The 9,176-nt window shown below is 67.1% G+C and carries 11 protein-coding genes; 8 read left to right on the forward strand and 3 right to left on the reverse strand.

What is annotated here, in order from left to right; translation table 11 throughout:
* Positions 1 to 101: 101 nt before the first annotated feature.
* Positions 102 to 839 carry a phosphocholine cytidylyltransferase family protein gene (locus WCJ41_RS18120; RefSeq protein ID WP_336907244.1) on the reverse strand — a complete coding sequence of 246 codons (738 nt, stop codon included), beginning with the start codon at positions 837 to 839 and terminating at the stop codon, positions 102 to 104.
* 108 nt (positions 840 to 947) lie between these two features.
* Between WCJ41_RS18120 and WCJ41_RS18125 the strand changes: the two genes are divergently transcribed.
* Positions 948 to 1,706, forward strand: coding sequence for a phytanoyl-CoA dioxygenase family protein (locus WCJ41_RS18125; protein WP_336907245.1), 759 nt, complete (start codon positions 948 to 950; stop codon positions 1,704 to 1,706).
* Between the two features lie 18 nt (positions 1,707 to 1,724).
* Positions 1,725 to 2,879 (forward strand): glycosyltransferase family 4 protein, encoded by a 1,155-nt coding sequence (locus WCJ41_RS18130; RefSeq protein WP_336907246.1) that lies wholly within the window; start codon positions 1,725 to 1,727, stop codon positions 2,877 to 2,879.
* Here WCJ41_RS18130 and WCJ41_RS18135 read toward each other — a convergent pair.
* Positions 2,852 to 3,817: a stealth conserved region 3 domain-containing protein gene (locus WCJ41_RS18135; protein ID WP_336907247.1), complete on the reverse strand. Its 966-nt coding sequence runs from the start codon at positions 3,815 to 3,817 to the stop codon at positions 2,852 to 2,854. The genes WCJ41_RS18130 and WCJ41_RS18135 overlap by 28 nt on opposite strands.
* Positions 3,818 to 3,883: 66 nt before the next feature.
* Between WCJ41_RS18135 and WCJ41_RS18140 the strand changes: the two genes are divergently transcribed.
* Genes WCJ41_RS18140 through WCJ41_RS18150 form a run of 3 tightly spaced genes read left to right on the forward strand, consistent with a single transcriptional unit; the run spans position 3,884 to position 6,526 of the window.
* Positions 3,884 to 5,419, forward strand: coding sequence for an FGGY-family carbohydrate kinase (locus WCJ41_RS18140; RefSeq protein ID WP_336907248.1), 1,536 nt, complete (start codon positions 3,884 to 3,886; stop codon positions 5,417 to 5,419).
* The gene (locus WCJ41_RS18145) at positions 5,412 to 6,011 is read left to right on the forward strand and encodes a CDP-alcohol phosphatidyltransferase family protein (protein ID WP_336907249.1); all 600 of its coding nucleotides are present in this window, start codon (positions 5,412 to 5,414) and stop codon (positions 6,009 to 6,011) included. The genes WCJ41_RS18140 and WCJ41_RS18145 overlap by 8 nt, the downstream gene beginning before the upstream one ends.
* Positions 6,008 to 6,526 carry a DUF4833 domain-containing protein gene (locus WCJ41_RS18150; RefSeq protein WP_336907250.1) on the forward strand — a complete coding sequence of 173 codons (519 nt, stop codon included), beginning with the start codon at positions 6,008 to 6,010 and terminating at the stop codon, positions 6,524 to 6,526. The genes WCJ41_RS18145 and WCJ41_RS18150 overlap by 4 nt, the downstream gene beginning before the upstream one ends.
* On the opposite strand, the gene WCJ41_RS18155 is transcribed toward WCJ41_RS18150, so the two are convergent.
* Complete coding sequence (locus WCJ41_RS18155; RefSeq protein ID WP_336907251.1) at positions 6,513 to 6,980, reverse strand: phosphatidylglycerophosphatase A; 468 nt, start codon at positions 6,978 to 6,980, stop codon at positions 6,513 to 6,515. The genes WCJ41_RS18150 and WCJ41_RS18155 overlap by 14 nt on opposite strands.
* 119 nt (positions 6,981 to 7,099) lie before the next feature.
* On the opposite strand from WCJ41_RS18155, the gene WCJ41_RS18160 reads away from it, so the two are divergent.
* From WCJ41_RS18160 to WCJ41_RS18170, 3 genes are all read left to right on the forward strand, one after another.
* Entirely contained in the window at positions 7,100 to 8,092 is a 993-nt protein-coding gene (locus tag WCJ41_RS18160; RefSeq protein ID WP_336907252.1) for a hypothetical protein, read from the forward strand.
* A 4-nt stretch (positions 8,093 to 8,096) separates the two neighbouring features.
* Positions 8,097 to 8,909: a hypothetical protein gene (locus tag WCJ41_RS18165; RefSeq protein WP_336907253.1), complete on the forward strand. Its 813-nt coding sequence runs from the start codon at positions 8,097 to 8,099 to the stop codon at positions 8,907 to 8,909.
* Positions 8,906 to 9,176: tetratricopeptide repeat protein (locus WCJ41_RS18170; protein WP_336907254.1), on the forward strand; the 271-nt coding region annotated here is incomplete at its 3' end. The genes WCJ41_RS18165 and WCJ41_RS18170, both read left to right, overlap by 4 nt.

The raw sequence follows: 9,176 nt of genomic DNA on the forward strand, positions 1-9,176 counted from the left end.
GCTCGAGTGCTGCGACCGGGTCATCACCTTCGAGAACGGCAAGATGAGCGAGCAGCCGCGGACAGCGCTGGTCGACGCCGCAGCTTCCTAGGAATCGCCCCTCAGCCAATGGCCTTCAGCTGCGGCCACAGCCTCGCCTCGACGCGGGCGAGCATCGCCTCGTCGTCGATCTCGCCCCACAGGAGGTCATCGACCCTCAGGCAGGCGATGGGATTGTCGCCGGCGGCGCGCACCACGGCACTCTCGTAGTCGGCGTTGGGCTGCGCCTCGCCGGCGTGTTGGTCAAGCTGCCGGGCAAGCTCCGCTGATATCTTCGAGATGCCGACGAGTTCGCCGAAGGGCGCGTCGGCGTGGGTGTTGCGCTGCTTCGACATGCCCCTGAAGCGCGCCACGCCATCCCTCTCATCCGCCCAGACATAGACCTCGTCCCCCGCGCCCGTCGGGCCCGAGGTGAGGATCACGCTGTCGTGGGGCGAGGAGAGAACAGTCGCGAGTGCGCGTGGCTCGTAGATGATGTCCGACTCGAGGAGCAGGAACGGCCCCCGCATGGCGCCGAGCCCGACGCGCAGGCTCTCGAAGCTGCCCCTCTCGGCGAAGAGCGGATTGTGGAGCGTGGTCACGCCGAGGCCGGAAACCGCGGGAAGCTCATCGTAGCGCTCGGCGAGGTGGCCGGTGACGATGCTGACGTCGCGGATGCCGGCGCGCGCCAGCAGCGCGAGCGAGCGCGCCACGAGGAACTCACCGCCCACCTCGATGAAGCCCTTCGGGATGTTCTGGCCGCGCGGCCCCATCCGCACGCCGCGACCCGCCGCCAAGATCAGTGCCTGTTCAATGCCCACGTGTGGATCCGTTGCTGCTGCGTGGCGTGTGCCGCGCAATTATGGAAAAGAATTTCTCGACAACTTCCGGGGCCTGTAGCATCCTCAAACCGATTGTCAAGTTTGCACATGTCCATGCAGCTAAGCCCACATGATATCGCGCAGTTTCGCGCCAATGGCTACCTGATCGTCCGTGGACTTTTCAAGGGCCGCGACCTCGCTGATCTCATTCGCTGGACCGACGACGTCGAGGCCTGGCCGGAGACGCCGGGCGAGGCCATGAAGTATTTCGAAACGTCACGCGGCGACGGCTCGCGGCTCCTGCAGCGCATCGAGAACTTCTATCCCTACCATGACGGCTTCCGCGCCCTGTGCGACGGCCCGGAGCTTCGCGGCATCAGCAGTGAACTGATCGGCGAGGATGCCGTGCTGTTCAAGGAGAAGATCAATTTCAAGCTGCCGGGCGGAGCGGGCTTCGAGCCACACCAGGATGCGCAGGCCGACTGGGGAAAATATTCCAACTTCCACATCACCGCCATGGTGAGCGTCGACCCCTGCACGCTGGAAAACGGCTGCCTCGAGATGGTGGGGGGCCATCACGACCGCGGCCTCATCGGTGACCTGTGGAAGCCGCTCGACGAGGAGCAGATGCGGGGCATGAATTTCATCTCCGTGCCCACCGAGCCTGGTGATGCGATCTTCTTTGATTCCTATGCGCCGCACCGCTCGGCGCCCAACACCACCGCAGAGCCACGCCGCGTGCTCTACATCACCTACAACCGCGCCTCCGAGGGCGACTGGCGGGTTCAGTATTACGCCGACAAGCGCAGGAGCTTCCCGCCCGACTGCGAGCGTGAGCCGGGCAAGGTCTATGAATACAAGGTCTAGCGCGGCGCAGCCTGCGACATGAGGATCGTCCAGGTTTGCCCCTACGACCCTGACCGCCACGGCGGCGTGCAGCGGAACATGCATGCACTTGCCGGTGCGCTTGAGGCCCGCGGGCACGAGACACTGATCATTGCGCCCGGTACGGCGAGCCCGCAAGAGACCGGCATCTGGCGGCTTGGCGCCATGCGCAGCGTGGCCTTTGCAGGCACCCGCTTCGAGGTGACGTGGGCGATGGCGGATGAGCTTGGCCGCACACTGGCAGCACTTCGCCAGTGGCAGCCGGATGTCGTGCATTTCCACACGCCGTGGGACCCGCTGATGCCGTGGCAATTGTTCCGCCGCCTGGACGTGACGCGGGTGGCGACCTTCCACGACACACCACCCCCCGGCCTGACGGGCGCGATGCTGCGAAACCTCTTCAAGGTGTTGAGCCGCTACCTGCTCTCCGAGCTCGATGGGGCGATCGCCGTGTCTTCCTCCCCGCTCGCCCACCTGCGCCCCGGTGCGTCGGGCGTGACGCCCGTCGTGCTGCCGCCCGTCACCGACCTCTCGCCGTTCCTTGCGGTTCACAAGGTGGCGTCAGCGCAGCCGACAATCCTGTTCCTCGGGCGGCTGGAGCCACGCAAGGGTGTGCAGGTGCTTCTCGATGCGGCAACACGCCTCGCATCCGGTGCCGTGGCGCTGCCCGCCGGCCTGCCGCGGCCGCGCTTCGTGGTGGCGGGCGATGGCGACCTGCGTGGCGCGGTGCTGGCGACGCAGGCTAGGCTGGGTGCGGGCTGGATCGACTTCATTGCCGCGCCCACGCAGGAGGAGCAACTGAGGCTGCTCGCCGAGGCAACACTTGCCGTATCGCCGGCACTTTATGGTGAAAGCTTTGGCATCGTGCTGGCGGAGGCGCTGGCGAGCGGCACGCCGATCATCGGCGCCGACAATGCGGGCTACCGCACGGTGCTGACCGGCCGGGGCGCGGAGCTGCTGGTTCCGGCGGGCGACGCCCAGGCGCTGGCGCGGCTGATTGCCAGGCTGCTCTCGGACGCGGACGCGCGCGCCGCACTCGGCGACTGGGGCCGGGCGCATGCGCGGCAGTTCGACGTGGCGGAGCGGGTTGGCGACTTCGAGGCGTTCTACCGCGCGGCCATGGCGCGTCACGCCCGCTCGAAGCGCGAGGCCTGAGGCACTGCACCGAGCAGGAAGCTGCGCGCCATGCGCTCCGCGATGCGGCTCGGGTCCTTGCCGAAATTGTCGTTCAGCGTGACCCACTTCGGGTGCCGCCGCCTCACCTTCCACAGCGCGTAGGCGGTGACCGGCCAGACATCCTCGAGCGGCACGTAGCCGCAGCTCCCGCGCAGGCGCGCCGCGCCGGCCCTGACGGCCTTGCCCTGCGCCAGCATCAGCTGCGGATAGAGATATTCCGGCGCCACGTTGCCCGCCGCGCGGAAGCGCGCGGCACGCGTTGCGGCGAAGGCCGCGGGGAAGCGCTCCGCCATGGCCCGCCATTGGGCCTTCTCGATCAGCAGGGGCACGTGGTTCACGTAGCTGCGACGGGCCGAGCCGAAGGCCTCGTCGAGGAGGCGGTTCGCCTCCGCCAGCGCCAGGTTCCACGGGCGTTCCGTGGCGGGGTCGCGGATCGTGTCGTGGCGCGGCGTGGGCTTCGCCGTCTCGAACACCAGCGGCCGGCCATCGTCGCTGGTGAAGTCGGCGAGCGTCACGTCCTCAAGCAACAGCATGTCGTCTTCAAGATAGAGGAAGCGGTCCGACAGGCCGGGGATGAGATGCAGGTGGCTGATGATGGCGAAGGAATTGAAGGTGGGCAGCAGTGCCGGCGGTATCACCTCGTCGTGGTGGACGACGGTGAGGCGCGGGTGCGCGGTGTCGAGCCAGTCCGGAACCTGCGGGCGGCAGGTGAAGAGGAAGACGCGGTTGACCCAAGGGGCGTGGCGCTCCAGCGCGCGCAGGTTAAAGCGCAGCAGCTCGAGATTGTCGCGGGTGCGTGAGGGGTCGAGGTCTGGAACCGTTTTTGCGTAGGTTTTCAACAGGTTACGATATCCCGGTGTCTGGTCGTCCACCCAGGTAATCACCACGTCGATTGGCCCGCCGCCTGCTTCTAACAATTGAATTGACCTTTCCGGCATAATCCCGATAACGGCTCCTTAGCCTCATTTCGTTTCCGGCGCATTGTGAAACAAGATATCATCATTGCGGTGGACGTCGGCACGAGCAGCCTCAAGGTTGGACTGGTCGGACCTGATCTCGACGTCCTTCATTCCGCTGACCACGCCTATCCCGTCTCCTATCCGGCTGCCGGCTTTGCCGAGCAGGATCCGCTGGACTGGTGGCTGGCCCTCAGGCTGGCGCTGGCGAAACTGTCCGACAGCTGCCCGGACCTGCGCGGGCGGGCCGCGGGCATGGTCTTCGCCTCCCAGATGTGCGGCGTCGTCGCGGTTGATCGCGAGGGCCAGCCGCTTCGGCCCTGCATGATCTGGCTCGACAAGCGCGCTGCGCCCATCGCGCGCGAGGTGATGGACGGCTTCCCGAAGGTGTTCGGCTACGGGCTCCTGAAGCTGCTGAGTTCGATCCGCCTCACCAATGGCGCGCCGTCGCTCAACGGCATGGATCCGCCGGCCAAGATGCTGTGGCTGAAGCGGCACGAGCCAAAGGTTTATGAGCGGGCGTGGAAGTTGCTCGACGTCAAGGACTGGCTGCTGCTGCGCGCCACCGGCCACGCGGCGACCACCGCCGACCTCGCCAACGTCACCTGGATGATGGACACGCGGAAGGGCCGCGAGGGCTGGTCCGACACGCTGGTCGCGCGCTTCGGTCTGAGGCGCGACCTGCTGCCCGACATCGTGGAGGGAACGGCCTCGCCCGGCGGCCTCACCGCCGCGGCCGCGGCAGAGCTGGGGCTCTCCGCCGGCCTGCCTGTCTATGCGGGTGCCGGCGACGTCTGCGCCGCGGCGATCGGCAGTGGCGCGGTGGAGGATGGCGAGCTTCACATCTCGCTCGGCACGAGCTCGTGGATCAGCGGCTTCTATCCGGGGCGACGGCTCAGCGCCAGCGAGGGCTATGCCACGATCCTCAGCCCCTTCGCCAACCGGCCGCTGCTGATTGCCACGCAGGAGAGTGCGTGCTCCTGCATCGACTGGCTCGATCAAGTCATGGACGACGAAGCTGACGAAACTCCAACCGGCCTGACGCCGCCGCTGTTCCTGCCGTGGCTCGCGGGCGAGCGCGTTCCGGTCGACGACAATCGCCTGCGCGGCGGCTTCCTCGGCCTGTCGCTGCAGCATGGCCGCGCCAGCCTGCGCCAGGCGGTGATCGAGGGTGTTGCCCTCAACACGCGCTGGGCCTGGCAGTCGGTCGCGAAGCAGAAGGGCACGAAGCACGCGCATCTCCTGCGCGCGGTGGGCGGCGGGGCGCTGAATGCTAGGCTGTGCCAGGCGCTCGCCGATTGCCTCGGTGTCGACATCGCGGTCTCGCGCGACCCGCGCAATGCGGGCGTGCGTGGCGCTGCCGCCATCGCCGCCGCCGCACTCGGATGGCGGGCGAGCGTGTGGGAGGCGGCGAAGAGCTTCGAGCGCTCGTCGGAAACGGTCTATCGCCCCGACAGGACAAGGCAGGCCTATTACGACGGGCGCTTCCGGCTGTTCCTCGACGCCTACAAGCGCAACGCGCCGTGGTTCCGCACCGCCTTCGAGGCCTCATCAGATGATTGACGGACTGTTCAAGAAATACATCGATCCCCTGTGGGAGGCGCCGGCGAAGCCGCTGTCGCGGGTGTTCACCGCGAACCAGGTGACGCTGATGGGGCTGGGGCTGATCGCGGTGGTGAGCCTCGCCTATGTCTGGCACCACGCGCCCTTCTGGTATGCGGTGACGCTGGCCATCGCCTTCTCGGCTGACTCGCTCGACGGTGCGGTGGCGCGGCTGCGCAAGGAGAGCTCGGCCTTCGGCGGCTATCTCGACGCCGTCGTCGACCGCTACCAGGAGATGATCGCGCTCGCCGCACTCGCCTATGTGAGCGACGCCTGGGCGGCGGGATACTTCGCCATCTCGGGTGCCTTCCTGACGAGCTACATGAAGGCCCGCGCGGCGATGGAGACGAAGGTCGACAACGTCGCCTGGCCGGACCTGTTCGAGCGGCAGGAGCGGATCTTCTTCATCTGCCTGGCACTCGTCTGCCAGAGCCTGTTCGGCGGCAGCTTCGACGTGATCCCCTGGGCGCTGTGGCTGCTGGCCATTCTCACCCACGTGACCGCCGGGCAGCGCTTCCTGCGCGCAAGGAAGCTGCTGATGGGGAACACGTGATCCGGGCGCTCCTGCTGCTGGCAGCGATGGTGCTGCTCGGCGCGGCGGGCGAAGACTTTCCGGTGCCCACCGACAAGAACCTGATCTTCTACGTGCAGCGCTCGCTCAACTCCAACACCATCGTCTACGCCGCGCGCATCGGCGATGACGGCAGGCTCGACACGAAGCGCCCCGTCGAGGTGTTCTGGCGGCGCTTCAATGACGAGGGCGAGCGCAAGGAACTCTCGTCGCTCGAGCGCAGCATGGCCTTCGGCGTCAAGGCGGATCCGGTCCCCGGCCAGCCCGGAAGCTTCATGATGCGGGTCGTGTCCTACCCGAAGCGGGCGGCGCTGCTGAAGATCGTCGATGGCGTGCCGCGGCTCGAGATGAAGGTGGGCGGCGTGCCGGCACGCCTCGACCACGCCTACCTCGACGTCGACGACAGCGGCAGCGTGCCGAGCGTCAACCGCGTCGACCTCTATGGCTTTGCGCTGGCGACGGGTGCGCCGGTGAAGGAGAGCTTCAAGCCGTGGTGAGGCGTGCCAGCGCCGCCACGATGACCCACACGATGCCGGCGGCAGCGAGCCCCGCCAGCGCGTCATCCGCCATGATGGCCACGCCGCCGCGCAGGCGCCGCTCCGCCGTGCCGATGAGCCAGGGCTTGTTGATGTCGAGGGCGCGGAAGGCGATGAAGCCGACGATCCAGGAGAGCGGTGTTGCTGGCGTCAGCACCAGGGTGATGAGCATGCCCACCGTCTCGTCCCAGACGATGGCCGAGGGATCCTCGCCGCCCAGTGCCGCCGCGGCCCGCCCGCAGGCCCAGCAACCGAGCGCCAGCAGGACGAGGGTCAGCACGCACTGCCACGCGAAGGGCAGCTGCATCACGAAGGGATAGAGGACGAAGGCGCCGGCCGCCCCGAAGGTGCCCGGCATCCACGGCGCGAGGCCCAGACCGAAGCTCAGGGCCAGCGCCACGAAGGGGTTGGCCATGTGGCGAAATTCCGCCCTCACGACAGCCCCCGGCGGCTCAAGCCCGACAAGTTTTCCGCTGACAATCCCACGCCGGTCTCTTAACATGAAGCCATGCAGGGACGTACAGAACTTTCGCAATGTTGACGGGCATCTGGGCTTCCCTGCTTGCCGTGGGCGCCGCGGCGGCCGCCGTGAAAATCCACGACTTCTTCGAGGGCGAGACGTTGCTCCGGGACGTGGCCGACGAGCTGCGCCTGAGTGGCCAGAGCCTCGCCGAGCTCGACCGCGCATGGGCGGAGAACCCGCGCCGCAGCGATGCCATCATCTCGCTCACCTCGATCCCCAGCCGCCTGCCGCTGATCGAGCGCACGCTGAAGAGCCTGATGCGGCAGAGCGTGGCGCCCGCCCGCATCGTCCTCAACCTGCCGCGCTTCAGCAAGCGCGAGGGCGTGCCCTACGAAGTGCCGGGCTTCCTCGAAGGCATCAAGTCGGTGAGCATCCGCTGGTGCGAGGACGTGGGGCCTGCCACGAAGCTGCTGCCGTCACTCCTCGGCGAGGCGCCTGACGCGCGCATCATCGTCGTCGATGACGACCGCATCTATCCCGCCAATCTCGTGGCTGACCTCGTGGCCGCCTCCGAGCGCGACCCTGCGTCTGCCTTCTGCATGAGCGGCTGGGTCGTGCCGGCCGACCTCACCGACCGGCCCACCACCATCTGGAGCAACCTGCGCATGCTGCCGCCCGCACCGATCCGCGCGCGGCGCCTGCGGCGACCCATCAAGGTTGACATCGTGCAGGGGCTTTCGGGCTATATCGTGCGGCCCTCCTTCTTCGACGTGAAGGCGGTCACCGACTATTCCACGGCGCCTAAGGAAGCCTTCTTCGTCGATGACGTGTGGATCAGCGCGCACTGCCTGGCGCCGCGCTTCGTCATCCCCTCGGCGCGCGCCAATTACCAGCCGAAGCTGCACCGCGGCTTCTATGGCCGCACCAGCCTCGGGCGCATCAACCGGGGCCCAGGACCTGACTCGCAGCGCAACAATTCGATCGTCATCCGCCACTTCGCGCAGCGCTGGATGACGTCGGCAGCGCTGCCGAAGACACTGTCGCCGCGGCACGGGGCCATCTGATCCCATGCCACAGACGATCCGCAAATGGGCCGCCATCCTGCTCGCACTGCCGGCCGTTCTCGTGCCCATGATCTACATTCCGCTGGTGCTGTGGGCGCGCGAGTCCTTCCTCACGATGCACCAGGACTACATGGACGACCCGCCGACCATCAGCCGTGCCATCAACGACCCGAGTGTTGGCGTGCCCTTCGCCGACCTGATCCTCGTCATCACGGCGCTGATCATGCTGGCGCTGCCGCTGATGCTGTTTGCCTATGGCCTCGCCATCGCACGGCTGAACATAAGCCGCAGGCGACGCCTCGGCATGTACGTGCTGCTGTTCCTCATGCTCGCATTCCAGATCACCGCCTCGACGGGAATGGTCCTGACCACCCAGTACTCCTTCGACATCGATCACGACATGCACATGCTGGGGAGCTACGTCTTCTTCTTCTTCCAGGCCACGACCATCCTGGTGGCGGCGACGATGTGCAAGCTGCTGCTGCACCAGCAGCAGAGGCACGCCATTCCGGACCACGAATGGCAGTTCCGGCCCGCGATGCACCTGTTCCGCTTCCGCTTCGCGGTGCTGATCGTCGCGCTGGCTGCGCTGTTCGGCATCCTGTTCGTGGCCAAGGACTATCCACTGCCCATCAGTCCCTACGCCGTGCAGGTCATCTATACCCAGTGCGAGGTGATCGTGATCGGCTGCTTCGTGCTGTTCCTCGGAAGCTACGCCGTCGACATCTATCACATGATCCGGAATGACAGGCTCAGGCTTGACGTGGTGCGCAACCGCCCCGCACTGCAGGCCGGCGAGACGAAAGAGATACGATGAGCGGGAACCCCACGGAGAGCATTGCGCGGCTGCTGCAGGCGGGTTTTGCCCATCAGCAGAGGGGTGATCTCGGGCAGGCACGCGCCGCCTATGCGCAGGTGCTGGCCGTCGATGCGAAGAACTTCGATGCGTTGCAGCTGAGCGGGCTGTGCGCCCTGCAGGCGGGTGAGAACGAAAGGGCGCGCGAACTCCTGGACCGCGCGCTGGCGCTCCGCCAGGACGTGGCGTCCGTGTTCAACCACCGCGGCGTGGCGCTGCGCAGGCTGG

This window comes from Aestuariivirga sp., assembly GCF_037139295.1.
Lineage (GTDB): Bacteria > Pseudomonadota > Alphaproteobacteria > Rhizobiales > Aestuariivirgaceae > Aestuariivirga.

Excerpts from the sequence above, each read along its gene's own strand:
- WCJ41_RS18165 (WP_336907253.1), top strand. The coding sequence starts at position 8,097 with ATGCCACAGACGATCCGCAAATGGGCCGCCATCCTGCTCGCACTGCCG.
- WCJ41_RS18155 (WP_336907251.1), bottom strand. The coding sequence starts at position 6,980 with ATGGCCAACCCCTTCGTGGCGCTGGCCCTGAGCTTCGGTCTGGGCCTC.
- WCJ41_RS18160 (WP_336907252.1), top strand. The coding sequence starts at position 7,100 with ATGTTGACGGGCATCTGGGCTTCCCTGCTTGCCGTGGGCGCCGCGGCG.
- WCJ41_RS18145 (WP_336907249.1), top strand. The coding sequence starts at position 5,412 with ATGATTGACGGACTGTTCAAGAAATACATCGATCCCCTGTGGGAGGCG.
- WCJ41_RS18125 (WP_336907245.1), top strand. The coding sequence starts at position 948 with ATGTCCATGCAGCTAAGCCCACATGATATCGCGCAGTTTCGCGCCAAT.
- WCJ41_RS18130 (WP_336907246.1), top strand. The coding sequence starts at position 1,725 with ATGAGGATCGTCCAGGTTTGCCCCTACGACCCTGACCGCCACGGCGGC.